At 43.4% G+C, this 17,849-nt stretch carries 16 protein-coding genes and 1 other annotated feature; of the genes, 12 read left to right on the plus strand and 4 right to left on the minus strand.

The genetic code is table 11. The features are described 5' to 3' along the window. Positions 1-165 precede the first annotated feature (165 nt). Together ilvN and ilvB are read right to left on the minus strand one after the other, a co-directional pair. Entirely contained in the window at positions 166-675 is a 510-nt protein-coding gene (ilvN, locus tag ACTNC6_RS01400) for an acetolactate synthase small subunit (protein ID WP_441042997.1), read from the minus strand. A 17-nt stretch (positions 676-692) separates the two neighbouring features. Next, complete coding sequence (gene ilvB / locus ACTNC6_RS01405; RefSeq protein ID WP_019162658.1) at positions 693-2,411, minus strand: biosynthetic-type acetolactate synthase large subunit; 1,719 nt, start codon at positions 2,409-2,411, stop codon at positions 693-695. 393 nt (positions 2,412-2,804) lie between these two features. After that, positions 2,805-3,077: a binding site (T-box leader), on the minus strand. 280 nt (positions 3,078-3,357) lie between these two features. Here ilvB and ACTNC6_RS01410 point away from each other — a divergent pair. The 9 genes from ACTNC6_RS01410 (at position 3,358) to ACTNC6_RS01450 (ending at position 14,069) form a co-directional block, all read left to right on the plus strand. After that, positions 3,358-3,912, plus strand: coding sequence for a helix-turn-helix domain-containing protein (locus ACTNC6_RS01410; RefSeq protein WP_441034529.1), 555 nt, complete (start codon positions 3,358-3,360; stop codon positions 3,910-3,912). 435 nt (positions 3,913-4,347) lie between these two features. After that, positions 4,348-5,565: an aspartate aminotransferase family protein gene (locus ACTNC6_RS01415; protein ID WP_441034528.1), complete on the plus strand. Its 1,218-nt coding sequence runs from the start codon at positions 4,348-4,350 to the stop codon at positions 5,563-5,565. Positions 5,566-5,732: 167 nt separating this feature from the next. Then, positions 5,733-6,353 (plus strand): cytidylate kinase-like family protein, encoded by a 621-nt coding sequence (locus ACTNC6_RS01420; RefSeq protein WP_441034526.1) that lies wholly within the window; start codon positions 5,733-5,735, stop codon positions 6,351-6,353. Positions 6,354-6,356: 3 nt separating this feature from the next. Beyond that, positions 6,357-7,877 (plus strand): APC family permease, encoded by a 1,521-nt coding sequence (locus ACTNC6_RS01425; RefSeq protein WP_441034524.1) that lies wholly within the window; start codon positions 6,357-6,359, stop codon positions 7,875-7,877. Positions 7,878-7,927: 50 nt separating this feature from the next. After that, positions 7,928-9,112 (plus strand): iron-containing alcohol dehydrogenase, encoded by a 1,185-nt coding sequence (locus ACTNC6_RS01430; RefSeq protein WP_441042998.1) that lies wholly within the window; start codon positions 7,928-7,930, stop codon positions 9,110-9,112. Between the two features lie 279 nt (positions 9,113-9,391). Then, complete coding sequence (locus tag ACTNC6_RS01435; RefSeq protein WP_441042999.1) at positions 9,392-10,048, plus strand: ribonuclease H1 domain-containing protein; 657 nt, start codon at positions 9,392-9,394, stop codon at positions 10,046-10,048. A 230-nt stretch (positions 10,049-10,278) separates the two neighbouring features. After that, positions 10,279-11,781: an alpha-N-arabinofuranosidase gene (locus ACTNC6_RS01440; protein ID WP_441043000.1), complete on the plus strand. Its 1,503-nt coding sequence runs from the start codon at positions 10,279-10,281 to the stop codon at positions 11,779-11,781. A gap of 90 nt (positions 11,782-11,871) precedes the next feature. Continuing rightward, positions 11,872-12,144 carry a DUF6171 family protein gene (locus ACTNC6_RS01445; protein ID WP_441043001.1) on the plus strand — a complete coding sequence of 91 codons (273 nt, stop codon included), beginning with the start codon at positions 11,872-11,874 and terminating at the stop codon, positions 12,142-12,144. Beyond that, positions 12,141-14,069, plus strand: a complete 1,929-nt coding sequence (locus ACTNC6_RS01450) for a glycoside hydrolase family 127 protein (RefSeq protein WP_441043002.1) — start codon at positions 12,141-12,143, stop codon at positions 14,067-14,069. The genes ACTNC6_RS01445 and ACTNC6_RS01450 overlap by 4 nt, the downstream gene beginning before the upstream one ends. A gap of 68 nt (positions 14,070-14,137) precedes the next feature. Here the strand turns inward: ACTNC6_RS01450 and ACTNC6_RS01455 are convergent, their stop codons facing one another. After that, positions 14,138-15,061 (minus strand): ArsR/SmtB family transcription factor, encoded by a 924-nt coding sequence (locus tag ACTNC6_RS01455; RefSeq protein ID WP_441043003.1) that lies wholly within the window; start codon positions 15,059-15,061, stop codon positions 14,138-14,140. Between the two features lie 229 nt (positions 15,062-15,290). Between ACTNC6_RS01455 and ACTNC6_RS01460 the strand changes: the two genes are divergently transcribed. Genes ACTNC6_RS01460 through ACTNC6_RS01470 form a run of 3 tightly spaced genes read left to right on the plus strand, consistent with a single transcriptional unit; the run spans position 15,291 to position 16,775 of the window. Further along, a complete protein-coding gene (locus ACTNC6_RS01460) occupies positions 15,291-16,247 on the plus strand; it encodes a glycoside hydrolase family 43 protein (protein ID WP_441043004.1) in 957 nt (318 codons plus the stop codon). 52 nt (positions 16,248-16,299) lie between these two features. Continuing rightward, positions 16,300-16,644, plus strand: coding sequence for a hypothetical protein (locus ACTNC6_RS01465; protein WP_441043005.1), 345 nt, complete (start codon positions 16,300-16,302; stop codon positions 16,642-16,644). After that, positions 16,641-16,775 carry a lipocalin-like domain-containing protein gene (locus tag ACTNC6_RS01470; protein ID WP_441043006.1) on the plus strand — a complete coding sequence of 45 codons (135 nt, stop codon included), beginning with the start codon at positions 16,641-16,643 and terminating at the stop codon, positions 16,773-16,775. Before ACTNC6_RS01465 ends, ACTNC6_RS01470 begins: the two co-directional genes overlap by 4 nt. 68 nt (positions 16,776-16,843) lie before the next feature. Here the strand turns inward: ACTNC6_RS01470 and ACTNC6_RS01475 are convergent, their stop codons facing one another. Continuing rightward, complete coding sequence (locus tag ACTNC6_RS01475; RefSeq protein ID WP_441043008.1) at positions 16,844-17,761, minus strand: ArsR/SmtB family transcription factor; 918 nt, start codon at positions 17,759-17,761, stop codon at positions 16,844-16,846. Positions 17,762-17,849 lie beyond the last annotated feature (88 nt).

Here is a 17,849-nt window from a genome sequence, read left to right on the forward strand (position 1 = left end):
AACAGATGCATTTTCTTCCGAATAACGCTCCCGTAAACAATAACACATTTGATAAAAAACGGCAATGTTTTATAGCATGTTTGAAAATAAATACAGGATATAGAGTTACTGTGAACGGAGTGAACAGTAACTCTATATCCTGTAAGAAATGATTGATAGTGAGATTTAACGTTCCATCATACTGATAGACTCAATTCCTACACTTCCTCCACGCACCACTTCAATTCTGTGGAATTCTTCCTTGATTAGTTTCACTACTGCATCATTCTTGGTTGCTGTCTGGACAAATTCCAGAAGCAGGCTGTCTTTGCCGTAGTCAATGACCTTTGCTTTGAAGGTTTCGGCAATCTGAAATAGCTCAACCCTATCTTCTTTGGAGCAGTTGAAAACCTTAATATACAGAATCTCCTTCATGCGGACAAATACGTCGGTGAAGTCAATAACCTTAATCACCTCAATCATACGGTTTAACTGCTTTTTAATCTGCTCAAAAGTCTCATCATCACTGACAGTTGCGATCGTCATTCGGGATACGGTAGGGTCTTCTGTTGTTCCTACTGTAAGACTGTCCAGGTTATAACATTTTCCGGAAAAAAGACCGGAAATTTTGGACAGAACACCTACCTGGTTCTCAACATAGAGAGAAATCCATCTTTTTTTCATTCCTTTATCCATAATAATATTCCTCCTGATCAACAGTCCATAATCATATCTTCCAGAGTTCCGCCTGGTTTGATCATAGGATAAACCATTTCCTCAGGGTCAATGATGAATTCGATTACTGTAGGTGCCTTTGTATTCTTTTTGGCTTCCTCAAAGGCTGCCGCAATTTCCTCTTTCTTTGTGACACGGATTCCCTTTGCTCTGTAGCTCTCTGCAAGTTTAATGAAATCCGGGGTGTACTGTGGATATTCCATACCTTCAGTGCGGCGGGAAAGTGCTCCTGCACGCAGGTTGGTCATGGCATAGCGCTTGCCGTAGAAAAGCTTCTGCCACTGGCGTACCATTCCAAGATATTCATTGTTAAAGATACACAGTATAACAGGAAGCTCTTCCAGAACTGCAGTTGCAAGCTCCTGAATGTTCATCTGTACACCGCCGTCACCTGAGATAACGATGACCGGTCTGTCAGGATTCCCGATTTTGGCTCCGATACCGCCCGGAAGACCATAGCCCATGGTTCCCAGACCACCAGACATGATCATCTGCTTACCCTCTGTGATTTCAGCATACTGGGAAACAAGCATCTGATGCTGTCCTACATCTGTTACGATAATACTGTTTTCAAACTGTTCATTGATCTCTTTCAGAATATCCATGGGACTTAACACATCGTTTGGACGCATTTTCAATGGATGTTCTTCTTTCCATGCCTGGATTTGCTCAAGCCATTTGCCGGTAGGACATTCCTGTACATATTCACTCATCTTTGTGATAGCTTCTTTTGCATCAGCAACAATGGGGATATCCACCTGAATATTTCTGGAAATGGATGCAGTATCAATGTCAATGTGGATAATCTGGGCATGTGGTGCAAATTCATGAAGCTTTCCGGTGATTCGGTCATTGAATCGGGTTCCGATGGAGAAAAGCACATCGCAGTTGCTGACTGCCATGTTTGCTGCATAGGCACCATGCATACCAAGATTTCCGATATAGAGCGGGTGGTCTGTAGGGAGGGAGCCTTTTCCCATTACAGTTGTGACAACTGGTACCTTTGTTTTTTCTACTACTTCACGGAAGATTTCGTGGGCGCGGGAGATTACTACACCGCCGCCGGCCAGGAATAAGGGACGTTTTGCTTTATTTAAAAGTTTGATGGCACGTTTGAGCTGGCCGATGTGGACATCTGTGTTTGGTTTGTAACCGCGGATGTTTACATTTTTAGGATATTCTGCGCTGCCAAGTTCTGCCATTACGTCCTTTGGAAGGTCGATGAGGACAGGTCCCGGACGGCCGGTGCGGGCAATATAGAAGGCTTCTTTGATAATTCTGCCAAGGTCTTCACGTCTGCGGACAGTAACGCCGTATTTGGTGATGCTTCTGGTGATTCCTACGATGTCTACTTCCTGGAATGCATCGTTACCGATCAGGTGGCGGGCTACCTGGCCGGTGAAGCATACAAGGGGAACACTGTCATAGTTGGCTGTTGCAAGTCCTGTTACAAGGTTGGTTGCGCCGGGACCGCTGGTTACCAGACATACGCCGACTTTGCCGGTGGTTCTGGCATAGGCGTCTGCTTCGTGGACAAGGGCCTGTTCGTGACGGGGGAGGATGATTTTGACGTCGTCCTGTTTGTAGAGTTCGTCACTGATGTCGATGGTACAGGCTCCGGGATAGCCGAAGAGGTATTCTACGCCTTCTTCTTTTAAGGCTTTGACTAAGAGTTTGTTGCCGGATATTTGTTTCATATTTGGGTAAACCTCCTTTGTGTATGTGGATGGGGACGCTCAGAAATTTATTTGTTTGGTGTGCGGTTTCGGAGCCTAGTAGATCTAAGTGTCTGAAAATCTGCTAAAAGCGTTCAGAAAAATCTTAAACTCGCTGCGCTCAGACAGTGAGATTTTTCTGAACAACGCAGATTTCCAGGCACTTAGATCTACACGACTCCTGCAAATGCACACCAAACAAATAAATTTCTGAGCTGTGTATTGGCCAATACAGGGTGGGGCAGAATGGCGCTGCGCTGATTCTGCTGAGCAAGTAGCGAAGCGGAATGCGAATATCCGCTTGGCTGTGAGTGTAAATAGTTTATTGTGATAAATGATAAATAAAATATAGTAAAAAACGCCCTGGGCTTGTTTGCCCAGGGCGAAAAATAATCTTCCGCGGTACCACCTGTATTCAGAGTCTGGCTCTGCACTTTGTCAGTACTGATATACTGTGTTCCTGTAACGTGGAACTGACGTTGAAGCCTACTTGGCATATCTGTCCGGATCTATGGAGCATCAGACTGAATATGCGGTTGGGTTCACTGCTCGAGGGCTACTTCTACAACTCGTTTGCGGAAGCTCGCACCGACCGCTTCCTCTCTGTGCTTTCCGGGGTTGTGTACTCCTCCCTGTCATGGCATTTGGCTGATAGATAGAGATATTTATTGTCCGGATAGGGTGGACAATTGTTTTCTTGGGTTACATTATACATTTGGAGAGAGGAAGTTGTCAACGGGGTTTTGGATAATTGCTATAAAATTTGTGCTCTGGAATGAATTTGGGATACGTTGCAGAGAACGGGGTAAACAGTAATGGAATTGACAGATTTCTATATTGCTGATATAAGAAAGAAATAGTACAGTTATTCGGTTATGAGCAAGTAGCGAAGCGGATTGCGAATATCCGCTTGACAAGGAGGGAACATATGGATTATTTATCGAATAATGTGGCGGTGAATCTGAAGAGGATTCGGAAATCCAAGAGTATGAGTCTGGATCAGGTGTCTGAGCAGACGGGGGTGAGTAAGAGCATGCTGGCTCAGATTGAGAGAGGGACTGCCAATCCTTCTCTGGGTGTGCTGGGGAAGATTACCAGTGGTTTGAGGATAGAGTTTCAGGAGCTGATTCAGCCGCCGAGGGTGGACTGTTGTCTGGTGACGCCGGCAGAACTGGTTCCTACCAAGGAGGTAGCAGGACAGTACAGGGTATGGACCTGTCTGCCTTATGAGGATACCCGTCTGGTGGAGGTGTACCGGATCGAGGTGGAACCGGGGGGTGTTTATATCAGTGGCAGCCATGGGGAGAAGACAAGAGAATATCTGGCTGTTATGGAGGGTGTGCTTACTCTGGAATGTCATGGTGAGAAGTATGAAATCAACAGAGATCAGGTGTTTAAGTTTGAAACAGATCAGGAGCATGTCTATCGGAACACAGGGAAGGAGAAAGCCTGCTGTACCTGTTTCTTTCTGGATTATCATTGATGCAGTTGTATCAGGGATTCTGTTGCTGAAGTGGAGCAGGTGAGTTTATCCGAAGTATGAGTGTAAAATGTGCAATATAATGTACGAAAACGATAAAAAAGATACACCTGGAAATGAACATCTGAAAAGAAAGAATGTATGTAATGGTTTGTCAGTCTGCCATTTCATGAAGAGGCTGTGTCGTTATGAATTGTTGAGAAACCTTTATAATATCCCACGAATATGCAGGAAATATTGGATGTACAATAAGGAGAATACAGAGCTTTTTGTAAAAAATGTAAATGTTCAAAAAACATGTTGACAAATCATAAGGGCAGTGATATTGTAAGGATGTACAAAATAATACACAGAAAAAGTTAAGCAAAGGCGCTTACCCATACGGGTCAGTTTGTCTTTGCTTTTTTTATTATCTTAAGGATGCAGGAGGACACAGCTATGAAATTAAAAGACACAGGATTAACTTTTCAGGACATTAAGGACAAAGTAAACAAGTACATGATCGAGACTTATGAGAGATTTGATTTCCTTGCAGAGACAGCAGAAGGCATGTACATTTATGATGAGAATAAAACCCCATATCTTGATTTTTACGCCGGTATTGCAGTAAACAGCGCAGGAAACTGTAACCCTAAGGTTGTAGCTGCTGCAAAGGATCAGTTAGATGATATTATGCATACATTCAACTATCCATACACAATCCCGCAGGCGCTGCTTGCTGAGAAGGTCTGCGAGACAATCGGAATGGACAAGATTTTCTATCAGAACTCAGGTACAGAGGCTAACGAGGCAATGATCAAAATGGCCCGTAAATATGGTATTGAAAAGTATGGTCCAAACCGTTATCATATCGTAACTGCAAAGATGGGATTCCATGGAAGAACCTTTGGTGCCATGTCTGCAACAGGTCAGCCGGGTAATGGATGCCAGGTTGGATTCGGACCTATGACTTATGGTTTCTCCTATGCACCGTACAATGACCTTCAGGCTTTCAAGGATGCATGTACAGAGAACACAATTGCCATTATGGTTGAGCCTGTACAGGGCGAGGGTGGTGTACATCCTGCAACAATGGAATTCATGCAGGGACTTCGTAAATTCTGTGATGAGAACGATATGCTTCTTCTAATCGATGAAGTACAGACAGGATGGTGCAGAACAGGTGCTGTTATGTCCTATATGAATTATGGTATCAAACCGGATATTGTATCTATGGCAAAGGCTCTGGGCGGTGGAATGCCAATCGGTGCCATCTGTGCAACAGCAGAGGTTGCCAAAGCTTTCACAGCTGGTTCCCATGGAACTACATTCGGCGGACATCCGGTAAGCTGTGCAGCTGCACTGGCTGAGGTGAATGAGCTTCTGGACAGAGATTTGGCTGGAAATGCAAAGAAGGTTGGCGATTACTTTGCAGCTAAGCTTGAGAAGCTTCCTCATGTAAAAGAAGTAAGACATCAGGGACTTCTGGTAGGTGTGGAATTTGATGATACTATCGGCGGAGTGGATGTAAAACATGGCTGTCTTGACAGACATCTTCTGATCACAGCTATCGGAGCGCATATCATCCGTATGATCCCACCGCTTATTGTTACAGAAGAAGAGTGCGACAAAGCTGTAGAAATCATCGAAGATACAATTAAATCTCTGGAAAAATAAAAATCCGGCAACGGAGTGATACAGTAAAAGGACAAGGGCGTCACGAATTATATTCGTGCGCCCTTTTGTGATATCAGAGTCAAAAGATCAAGAAGTGGTTCGTGCTTGCACGATAAGACTTTTGACTCTAACATCTTTATAAAAATTTGAGTGTGAGAGGGAAAAGCATGAAGCATCTGGTAATTACGATTGGCTGTGAATACGGAGCCAAGGGCAATGCCATCGGTAAGAAGATCGCACAGGATTTGGGCATTAAATTTTACGACCGGGATCTTGTGGATGAGATCATTAAAGAGGTAGGCATCCCTACAGACATTATGGACAGAGTAGAGGAAGGCGGAACCATCGCAGGTAAAGGTGCACAGGGAGATGTGAGAGGTTCTTTTTCCAAATATGCGGATCTGACAGACCGCGCCATTCATGTACAGAAGCAGATCATCCGGAAGCTGGCGCAGAAAGAAGCCTGCGTGATTATCGGACGGTCTGCAGATTATATTCTGAAAGATACAGAAGGAATCCAGCTTGTGAGAGCATTTATCTATGCACCTAACAATGTTCGCGTCCACAACATTATGGAAAGTCATAATCTCTCGGAAAAGGATGCAAAGCTTCTGCTGGATGAGAAGGATAAACGTTATCATAAGAGACATCTGGCACTGACAGGAAGTAACCGTGGTGACAGACATAACAGGGATATTCTTATTAACAGTGATTTTCTGGGAATTCAGGGAACAGCAGAATATCTGGAAGACCTGATTGCAAAAAAATATGGGAAAAAGGAGGTCTGATCTATGGAACAGAAAACATCAGAATTTGACAAAGTACTTGGTGCATGGGACATACTTGTAATTGCATTTGGTGCCATGATCGGCTGGGGCTGGGTAGTTTCTTCCGGTAACTGGATTGAATCCGGTGGTGTGCTTGGTGCAGCTATTGCATTTGCAATCGGTGGAATCATGATATTTTTCGTAGGTCTGACCTATGCAGAGCTTACAGCAGCCATGCCTCAGTGTGGTGGTGAGCATGTATTCAGCTACAGGGCAATGGGTTCTACAGGTTCTTTTATCTGCACCTGGGCGATCATTCTTGGATATGTAAGTGTTGCCTGCTTTGAGGCATGTGCATTTCCCACAATCATCACTTATCTGTGGCCGGGGTTCCTGAAAGGATATCTCTATACAGTTGCAGGCTTTGATGTTTATGCATCCTGGCTGATCGTGGCGATTGTGATTGCTTTTCTTATTATGATAATTAACATTAATGGAGCAAAGACTGCGGCAGTTCTGCAGACTGTTCTTACCTGTATTATCGGCGGTGCCGGAATTATTCTGATCGTGGCTTCTGTGGTTACAGGAAGTGTGGATAATCTTCAGGGACAGATGTTTGTTGGAAACGGTACCGGCGAAGCAATGAAAAGTATTATTAAGGTTGCAGTTATCACTCCGTTTTTCTTTATTGGTTTTGACGTTATCCCACAGGCAGCAGAGGAAATCAATGTTCCGCTGAAAAAAATCGGTAAAATGATGATCCTCTCTGTTGTGCTGGCAGTTGTATTTTACTCACTGGTGATTCTTGCAGTAGGTTTTATCCTGAATCCGGCAGAGATCATTGAGTCTCAGCAGGGAACAGGACTTGTAACGGCAGATGCCATGGCCAAGGCTTTCGGGACAAAGGTTATGGCCAAGGTTATCATTGTAGGTGGAATGTGTGGTATTATTACATCATGGAACTCCTTCCTCCTTGGCGGTTCCCGTGCCATGTACTCTATGGCAGAATCCTACATGATTCCTCCGTTTTTTGCAAAGCTTCATCCGAAGCACAAAACTCCGGTTAATTCTCTGTATCTGATCGGTGCCCTGACTATGCTGGCTCCTTTTGCAGGAAGGACGATGATGGTCTGGATCTGTGATGCAGGTAACTTCGGATGCTGCCTTGCATACTGTATGGTCTCTATATCTTTCCTGATCCTTCGTAAAAAGGAACCGGATATGGCAAGACCTTACAAAGTAGGTCACTACAAATTTGTAGGCTTTATGGCAGTAGTCATGTCAGGGCTGATGCTTCTGGTTTACTGTATTCCGGGTTCCGGTGGAAGTCTGGTATTTCAGGAATGGATCATGGTAGGCGGCTGGAGCTTACTTGGAGTTGTATTTTATGCGATCTGTAAACGTAAATATAAAGAAGACTTTGGTAAACTTATTGAACTGATCTCTGATGAGGATGCAGCAAGTCTTATGCCGGAGGCTGATGATGAAGAGCTTGATGTGGTAATCGATGCGGCTATTGACAGGGTGCTTTCCTCTATGGCATAAAGATATAATTAAATGATATTGAAAAATCACAGGAAAAGAGGCAGAAATTAATGAATCCATTTGAATTTTTTATTCCTCAGAATATTACAGTCGGTGCTGGTACTCTGGCAAAGCTTCCGGAATGTGCCAAAAAGCTTGGGGGCTCTCATGCAATGCTGATCTCCGGACCAACTCTCCGGAAAATGGGAGTTGTGGATAAGGCGGCAGATTATCTGAAAGACGCCGGAATGGCAGTGGATATTTTTACAGATGTGGAAGCAAACCCATCTGTTATCACAGTAGAAAAAGCGACAGAAGCGTATAAGGATTCCGGCGCAGATTTTATCGTTGCGCTGGGCGGTGGTTCTCCTATGGATGTGGCAAAAGCAGTGGGAGTTACGGCTAAATATGGCGGCAGTATTACAGAATATGAGGGGGCACATAAGGTTCCCGGAAAAATTGTTCCGCTGATAGCAATCCCGACTACTGCGGGAACCGGCTCAGAGGTTACGGCATTTTCTGTTATCACTGACCACAGCAGAGATTATAAGCTGACGGTATTTAGTTATGAACTTCTTCCTGCATATGCGATCCTGGATCCTGAGCTTCTCACCTCTGCTCCGGCATCTGTGGCAGCAGCATGCGGAATCGATGCATTTATCCATGCGGAGGAGGCTTATGTTTCCACAGCAGCATCTCCATTCTCTGACGCAATGGCAGAGAAAGCCATGGAACTGATCGGTGGAAATATCCGCCGTTTTGTGGCAAGACGTACAGATCTGGAGGCAGCAGAAGCAATGCTTACAGGCTCTCTCTTTGCAGGAATCGCCTTTTCCTTTGCAAGGCTTGGAAATGTCCATGCCATGAGTCATCCGGTAAGTGCTTTCTTTAATGTGGCACATGGAGTGGCAAATGCAGTTCTTCTCCCTGTGATTGCAGAATATAATGCGCTGGCAGATCAGGGCAGATATCTGAAGATTTACAATTATATCAGTCCGATCCCGGCATATGAGGACGAGTTTGAACCGCTGATGCTGGTGGATGCCATCCGGGAATTAAACGAAGATATCGGAATCCCGGAAGACCTGACTACAGCCATCCGCCAGGCGAAGAAGGGAGAAAAGCTTTCTGATGAGGAGATTGAAAGCAAGATTGATGCCATGGCGGATGATGCTATGAAGAGCGGAAATATTGCAGTAAATCCAAGATCCTCCAGGAAACAGGATATTGTGGAATTGTATCATAAGGCTTTATAAATTCAGATAAAGAGGAATGCAGTATTTTATGTAATTGCTACAGATTAACAGAAGGTATTGATTAAAAATATCTGCTATTATAAAAAACGTGCAGAAACATTGAAGTCGACAGATAACTTCAGGCTTGAAAGTTTATCTCGATTTAAAAATGTATCTGCACGTTGTTTTTTGAGAAATTTCCATTGTATAACTTGCCTGATAGAAAGAAAGATTATATAGTATTAATCAAAATATAGTAAAGTAATGTGAGTCAAAATATTGATTGTTCAGGAGGATTTTATGGCAAAGAAGAAAATATATGCAGTGCGCAAGGGACATAAAACAGGACTTTTTGCTACATGGGCGGAGTGCCAGAAGGCAGTGAGCGGATATTCCGGAGCTGAGTTTCGGGGATTTACAGAAAAAGAGGAAGCACTGGCTTTTCTGAACATGGAGACAGCAGGAAATGTATCCGGTGATAAAGCAAAAGAAGCGGCAGGAATCGTGGAGGTACCTGAAAATATGGTCATTGCCTATGTGGACGGAAGCTTTGAGAAAAGCATTGGCAGATATGCTTTTGGCTGTGTGATCCTTACACCGGACGGACAGGAAGTCCGCAAATCCGGAAGTGGCAGTGACCCTGCAGGAGTTGCCATCCGGAATGTGGCAGGAGAGATGCTTGGTTCCATGACTGCCGTAAACTGGGCCATAGAAAACAAATATCCGGCTGTGGAAATCCGCTATGATTATGAAGGGGTAGAGAAATGGGTAACAGGTGTATGGAGAGCAAAAACACCACTGACCAGCAAATACGCAGCCCATATGCAGGAAGCAGGAAAGAAAGTAAAGATTTCTTTTTGTAAAATAGCAGCCCATACGGGCAATCACTACAATGAAGAAGCGGATCAGTTGGCAAAGGGTGCATTGCTTAAGACGGATGAAGAAGTGAGTATCTGAAAAAAATACCTGATATACGGAAATCAGTGTCCGTTATCAGGTATTTTTATTATCAGTAACTATTTTACAATATCTGACTGCTGTTTATGCAAGCTTTCTCTGTAAAATTACCATAGAAAATATATTGAATATCATGCAAAAGTTGTGTATAATAAAAATATAAAATAAAGTATATTATTTTAGGTAAAAGTAAAAATAAAAACTAAAAATCACCAACTGTGGAGGTAAAAATGACTAAGCTTGTAATCAATCCATCAAAAAAACAGAGCAAAATCAACAAGGAGATTTATGGGCATTTCTCAGAACATCTGGGAAGATGTATCTATGAAGGAATCTATGTAGGGGAGGATTCTCCGATTCCGAACAAAAACGGAATGCGTACAGATGTAGTAGAAGCATTGAAACATATTAAGATTCCGGTACTTCGCTGGCCAGGTGGATGTTTTGCAGATGAATACCACTGGAAAGACGGTATCGGACCAAAGGAAACACGTAAGAAAATGATCAATACACACTGGGGTGGTGTGGTAGAGGATAACAGCTTTGGTACACATGAATTTTTTGAACTTTGCGAACAGCTTGGCTGTGAAGCTTATGTTAATGGCAACCTGGGAAGCGGAACTGTTCAGGAAATGTCTGAATGGGTAGAATATATCACATTCGAAGGTGTTTCTCCGATGGCTGACCTCCGTAAGAAAAACGGACATGAGAAACCATGGAAACTGGATTTCTTTGGTGTAGGTAACGAAAACTGGGGATGCGGTGGAAATATGAATCCTGATTTCTATGCCAATGAATACCGTCGTTATCAGACTTATGTCCGTAATTATCATCCGGATCATCCGATTCATAAGATTTGCTGCGGTGCAAATGTAGATGATTATGAGTGGACTTCCGAAGTATTAAAGACAACACATAATCATTGTCTGAAAGAACTTCATGGAAATATGGATGGTCTTTCTCTTCATTATTATGTGCATCCGGAAGGATGGGAGATTAAGGGAAGTGCTACAGATTTTGATGATAAGGTATGGTATAAGAGTCTGAATAAAGCACTGTTTATGGAAACTCTGATCGAACGTCACGGACACATTATGGACGAATATGACCCTGAAAAAAAGATTGGTATGATCGTTGATGAGTGGGGCGCATGGTATACAGTAGAGCCTGGCACAAATCCAGGATTTCTGTATCAGCAGAACACAATGAGAGATGCTCTGATTGCAGGTATTACTCTGAATATCTTTAACAAACACAGTGACAGAGTAAAAATGGCTAACCTTGCTCAGATCGTAAATGTGCTCCAGTCTGTGATCCTTACTGATGGTGCAGATATGGTTCTGACCCCAACCTATCATGTATTTGATATGTATAAATATCATCAGGAAGCAATGCTTGTAGACAGTTCTATTGAAACAGAAACTATTGGTGTGGAAGAAGAATGGCAGGTACCAAACCTGACAGAGTCCGTATCTGTGGCAGAGGACGGAGCTGTACATATCACACTGACTAATCTGTCTGTTGATAAAGATTATGAGATCAGAACTATTCTTACAGATTATCAGGTGAATGAAGTGAAGGGTGAGATCGTACATGGTGAAATGCATGAAATGAACACCTTCGAGACACCAGATCAGGTTCGCGTAAAAGAATTTAACGAAGTGGAAAAAACCGCAGAGGGAATTAAATTTACAATTCCTAAATGCAGTGTTCTTCATCTGGAAGTAAGATAATACAGTGTCAGAGAATTCACAGAAATTGTCTTTTGCAAAATGGGCAGTTTCTGTGAATATTTGTAATGGGAGTAAAAAGGAGATAAAGGTATGAGCGGGAAGCTGCGTGTGTGCAGAAAATGCCTGCCCGGACAGGATAATGAAGAGGCCTTTTATGAGGATCTGTCACGCTACATTCAGCGTATGGATGAGGAACTGAAAGTAGATCAGCAGATTTACGAAAAAAGACTTAACATATGCAGTACCTGTGACCGGTTAATGAATGGGATGTGCAGACTCTGCGGATGCTTTGTAGAATTGCGGGCTGTACAGAAGGTGCGAAAATGTCCGGATCTTCCGGCAAAATGGGAGGCACAGAAATGAAAGATGGTTTAAAATGCAGTTTGTTGAACAAGGTAAAAGTAACAGACAAATTCTGGAACGGATACCAGGAACTTGTAATGGATACAGTTATTCCTTATCAGGAAAAAATATTAAACGATGAGATTCCGGGAGTGGAGAAAAGCCATGCGCTGGCAAACTTCCGTATTGCAGCAGGACTAGAGAAAGGTGAGTTTTACGGAATGGTTTTCCAGGACAGTGATGTTGCAAAGTGGCTGGAAGGTGTGGCATATGCACTGGAAGTCCGTCCGGATGCTGAACTGGAAGAACGCGCAGATAAGGTTATTGAAATTATTGAAAAAGCGCAACAGGATGACGGCTATCTGAATACATTTTTCACAATTAAAGAGCCGGAACACCGCTGGCAAAACTTACAGGAATGCCACGAATTATACTGTGCCGGACATATGATGGAGGCAGCAGCAGCTTACTATGAGGTGACAGGAAAAGACCGTCTGCTTCATGTGATGGAGCGTATGGCAGAGCATATTGAGAAGCGTTTCGGGGCAGAAGAAGGAAAAGAACCGGGTATTCCCGGACATCAGGAAATCGAGCTTGGACTTCTGCGTCTTTATGAAGCAACCGGAAAAGAAAACTACAGAAATCTGGCCAGATATTTCATTGAACAGCGCGGAAAAGATCCGGATTATTTTGTCAAAGAAAAGCAAAAAAGAGGCTGGGTTCACTTTGATATGGATGTGCACAACAGAGAATACAATCAGGCACATACTACTGTCTATGAGCAGAAAGAGGCAGTGGGACATAGTGTCCGTGCAGTTTATATGTATACGGCCATGGCGGAGCTGGCTTCCCTTTACAAAGATGAAAAACTTTATCAGGCATGCTGTAATCTCTGGGAAAATATGACGCAGAAGCGGATGTACATTACAGGCGGCATTGGAAGTACCGTAGACGGAGAGGCATTTACCATTGATTATGATCTGCCGAATGATACCGTTTATGCAGAAACCTGTGCATCTATCGGACTGGTATTTTTTGCAAGAAAGATGCTTGATAATGTGATGGACGGACGTTATGCGGATGTGATGGAACGTGCCCTTTACAATGGGATCATCAGCGGAATGCAGCTTGACGGAAAGAGATTTTTTTATGTAAATCCTCTGGAAACAGAACCGGGAGTCAGCGGGAAATTATACGGACATAAACATGTTCTGCCGGAGCGCCCGGGCTGGTATACCTGTGCATGCTGTCCTCCGAATGTAGTCCGTCTGCTGATGTCTCTTGGCAGGTATCTGTGGAGTGAGACAGAAGAAGGTGTTTATTCCCATATCCCTGCAGGTACAGAAGCACACTTTGACAAGATGGATGTGACTGTGGAAAGTGATTATCCGTGGAACGGCAAAGTGACTTATCGTGTAACCGGAAAAACAGAGGAAGAAACTATTCTGGGAATCCATATTCCATCATGGGTACGCCCAGGGTCTGTTCAGGTGCGTATAAATGGAAAAGTGGAAGATATCACTGCAGATGTGGAAAAAGGCTACCTGATTTTGAAGAGAGTGTGGGAAACTGATGAAGTAGAGCTGGTTTTCCCGATGAAGATTCGTAAAATATATGCAAACCTCAAAGTAAGAGAAGATGCCGGCTGCGTAGCATTTATGCGCGGGCCAATCGTTTATTGCTTCGAAGGTACAGACAATCCGGAATTACTTCAGTCTTATCATATCTTTGAAGATGCAAAGATGGAAGAGGAAATTTGCAAAGAAGGCCTGCTGGAAGGCTGCGTCCTGCTTAAGATCAAAGCGCGCAGGCTGGAAACAGTGGGAGACTCTCTGTACAGTGAAGTTGCACCTGTGAGAACACTGGCAACACTGACAGCAGTGCCGTATTACACATGGGGAAACCGCGGAGAAAACCAGATGAGAGTCTGGATGCGCGGGGAATAAAATAACAAAAGCAGGGAATCAGATAAAAAATAAGGATTCCCTGCTTTTGTTATTTGTGCTTTGATAAATTATATGTTCGGTGTATAATGCACCTTCACGTTGATATCCTGATTATAGTTTCCGAAATCCTTGCCAAAGAGTGTCAGACCACCGATGTTCTGTGCTGGTTCATCCACCTGGAAACGGAATATTATATCATCCTGGGCAGTAAAGGTAAGCTGCTGGGTATTGATATCTGAAATCTTCAGACCATCAATAAAGGTACCGTGTCGGTCAATGACCAGCATCTTCAGGAGACCGTACTGATTCCAGTTAGGGAACCACCAGTCAGGGGTAAACATACCGTGAACATCACCGAAATCCCCTGGGCTTGTCCATGTTCCGATCTTCGTGTTGTTCAGGAAAAATGAAATATCGGATGGCCAGTCACTGTTCACTCCGGGCGCTTCTGAACTGATTTCAAATGATAATGTCAGACGGTCGATTTTCTGTCCGGGCGGAAGCATATTCGGGATACGGTAATCAATAAAGCCGCGTCCGAGCCATAAGATCTTAGCATCTACATGACTTGGATGAGCAAAATAACGGGGATCGTCAACTTCACCGATAAGGTTCTCGGTAGTAGAAAGACCGCAGGTTGGATAGACAGAATAATTAAAGTAATTTCCAATCGGAATATCAATAGAATAACTGTTTTCTGCAGGGCTCTCATTGCTGGTAGCAACATCTACCAGGATTTTATCTACATTAATGCGGCAGACCTTCTGGTTTCCATGACCTGAATGTTCCGGCAGGATTGCAAGAATCCCGGCTTCTTCCAGTTTCTTTACATGGCTGGTCAGGGCACCGTTGGTAATTCCCAGACTGGAAGCCAGCTCGTTCATATTCATTTCCTGATGTTCAAGAAGAATCTGGATCAACCGGATACGGAGCTCGGAACCAAGGGCCTTAAAAACAGGGACTGCCTGTTCCAGACTTTTAATATACAACATAACGGATTTCCCTTTCTGAATTTATAGTATAGATTTAAAGCATTTTTCAAACGCACTCTAACGGCATTTATGGTAAATTATAACGAATGTGAACAAAATGTGCAATGAAAAGAAAAAAATATAGTTGATATTTTCTAAAAAATACGGTAAACTTTTAAATATATAAAAAGTATTTTATATAAAACTAAAATAAAAAGTAAGGTTACTGAATCAAAAGGGGGATACAATAATGAGCGAAGAACTAAAATATAATGAACCATGGATTTTACAGCGGGCAGATCCATATGTATACCGACACACAGATGGAAATTATTATTTTACGGCATCTGTACCTGCTTATGACAGAATTGTGCTGAGAAGGAGTAAAACTCTGGCAGGGTTAAAGGATGCTGAGGAAATCACAGTCTGGAAGAAACATCCTGAAGGGATTATGAGTGAACATATCTGGGCGCCGGAGCTTCATTATCTGGATGGTAAATGGTATATCTATTTTGCCGGCGGGGATAAAGATGATATCTGGGCGATCCGTCCCTATGTGCTGGAATGTGCAGATGCAGACCCTCTTACAGGAACCTGGACAGAGAAAGGGAAAATGGGACGTGCAGATGAGGATGAATTCTCTTTTGAAGCTTTTTCCCTGGATGCGACAGTGTTTGAAAACAAAGGAAAACATTATTATGTATGGGCTGAGAAGGTAGGCGTGGGAAAACAGATCTCAAATCTTTATATTGATGAAATGGAATCACCATATAAACTGAAAACTGTTCAGGTACTGCTTACAACACCGGATTATGACTGGGAGAGAGTTGGATTCTGGGTAAATGAAGGTCCTGCAGTGATCCATCATAACGGTAAAATTTATCTTACCTATTTAGCATCTGAAACAGGCGCTGCGTACTGTGTTGGAATGATGTCGGCATCTGAGGATTCTGATCTTCTTGACCCGAAATCCTGGACAAAAGAGCGTTATCCGGTTCTGTGCACGGATGCAGATAGAGGAGTTTACGGTCCCGGACATAATTCATTCACTGAAGATGAAGAGGGAAATCCGATCATGGTTTATCATGCAAGGATTGAAGAAAAGATAGAAGGAAATCCGTTGTATAATCCAAACCGCCATGCCATGCTGATGAAAATCTGCTGGGATGAAAAGACAGGAGCACCGGTATTTTCTTATGAGAGTTAAAGTCTGATCAAATAAACAGTAGTTGGAGATATGAAGAAACAGGAGAACAGGTATGAGAAAAAAATTAGGAATAATCCTCGGACTGGCAGGAATGATGATTCTGGGTACACAGACTGTATATGCGGCGGGAACAACAAATATGGAAGCAGCACAGGATGAATGGACAGACAGTAAAGAAATACCGGAAGGAGAATCAGCAGGTAATACGGACGACATCGAAAACCGGATAAAAAAAGGCGGTTTCTCAGCAGGTGTTTCCGTACATGATCCGTCTGTTATTAAAGATAATGGAACTTATTATATTTTCGGCTCTCATATGGAGTCTGCGAAGTCTGCAGATCTGAAGAACTGGAAGGCACATGGGAAGCAGAAGAAGGCACACCATATATTGATGTGACTCTCGGTGAAAATACTTATACAGGAGTTGTCCTGGAAATGACCGATGAGGCAGGCAATGATACGATGTGCTTCAGCGCCAAGGGCGATAATAATGAAACTATCTGGGGCGTGAAATACCTTCTGCCGTAAGCAATAAGAGGCTGCAGACAGGGATGTACGGTGCCGGTTGGATGGTGTTATAGTTAATGTATTATAGTTCAGGCTGGGCGATACCCAATTGTAATCCGTATATGCTGATTATAATCTCCGAAGCCTGCACCAAAAAGAGTACATCCACTGGGATGTTCAGCGCCCGGCAGAACAGAAAAACGCAATTTCATAACAGACTGATCAGTGAGCGCAAGCTGTCCGGTGGAAACATCGGACAGCTTTTCTGTGTCCAGAAAGGTGCCTTCAGGAGTGATCGTCAGTTTTTTTAATAAACCGTATTGATTCAGAAACGGAAACCACCAGGAAGGGTTATATTTTCCTTTTCGGTCTCCGTAATCTCCGGGACTGGTCCAGGTGCCAAGGATCACGCCGTTCAGGGAGAAAGTAATATCAGAAGGCCATACATCACAGAATTTAGGGGCTTCTGAACTGATTTCAAAGGAAACTGTCAGTTCTTCGATCACGCTACGGTCAGGGATGAAGTTGGGCAGGATATACTCCAGATATCCGGTGGTAAACCAGACAATTCTTGCCTGGCGGCTGCCTGGATGTATGAAGTATCGTGGCTGATCCAGCTGTCCTACAAAAGAAGTAGAGGTTGCCAGTCCGCAGGTGGGAGTTACTGAGAAATCGGAAAAATGTCCCACACCGATTTCCGCACTGTAGATCTGCAGATCAGGACCGGAAAGCGCCATATTTATCAGGAGCTGATCCCAGTCTTTTGCAAAATAGCAGCATTTCTGTGTTCCGTGCGTAAGAGCTTCATCCCTGAATTCGATCAGCTCGGCTTCAGCCAGAAGATTAAGGTGAGGGGACAGGGTTGTAACGGGAAGTTTCAGGTTTTGTGCAATCTGTTTAATGTTCAGTCCTTCTTTTCTCTGGATAAGACGCAGGATCTGTACGCGGACAGGGGAACCGAGAGCCTTGAATATGGCAAGGCCATCGGAAACAGAACAGGATTTCATGTGAAAAACCTCCTTTTGGATGTATTTGCAGATATATAATGCTAAATAAGTGTTTTTAGAAAAACACGTTTTGATTACTTATTTTATC

Source organism: Blautia sp. HCP3S3_C4 (genome assembly GCF_052064095.1).
In the GTDB taxonomy this organism is placed as follows: Bacteria; Bacillota; Clostridia; order Lachnospirales; family Lachnospiraceae; genus Blautia_A.